The organism is Streptococcus halitosis (genome assembly GCF_003143695.2).
GTDB classification, from domain to species: Bacteria; Bacillota; Bacilli; order Lactobacillales; family Streptococcaceae; genus Streptococcus; species Streptococcus halitosis.
Genome location: NZ_QEMY02000013.1, coordinates 1 through 285, shown reverse-complemented (window position 1 = coordinate 285; position 285 = coordinate 1). Strand labels below are relative to the sequence as shown.

Annotated in this window: 3 tRNA genes; all 3 read left to right on the top strand. The window is 51.6% G+C overall.

Annotation, left to right across the window (positions count from 1 at the left end):
• Window positions 1–24 precede the first annotated feature (24 nt).
• Window positions 25–98: transfer RNA gene (locus DB729_RS09385), tRNA-Ile, on the top strand.
• Window positions 99–109: 11 nt separating this feature from the next.
• Window positions 110–181: transfer RNA gene (locus DB729_RS09380), tRNA-Glu, on the top strand.
• Window positions 182–187: 6 nt separating this feature from the next.
• Window positions 188–277: transfer RNA gene (locus DB729_RS09375), tRNA-Ser, on the top strand.
• Window positions 278–285 lie beyond the last annotated feature (8 nt).

Sequence of the window (285 nt, the reverse complement as noted above, 5' to 3'; positions counted from 1 at the left end):
TCAAATACCAAGTTTTTTTAACTTGGGCGCGTAGCTCAGGTGGTTAGAGCGCACGCCTGATAAGCGTGAGGTCGGTGGTTCGAGTCCACTCGTGCCCATCTATGGATATGGTCCGTTGGTCAAGGGGTTAAGACACCGCCTTTTCACGGCGGTAACACGGGTTCGAATCCCGTACGGACTATTTGTTGGAGGATTACCCAAGTCCGGCTGAAGGGAACGGTCTTGAAAACCGTCAGGCGTGTAAAAGCGTGCGTGGGTTCGAATCCCACATCCTCCTTTTATATT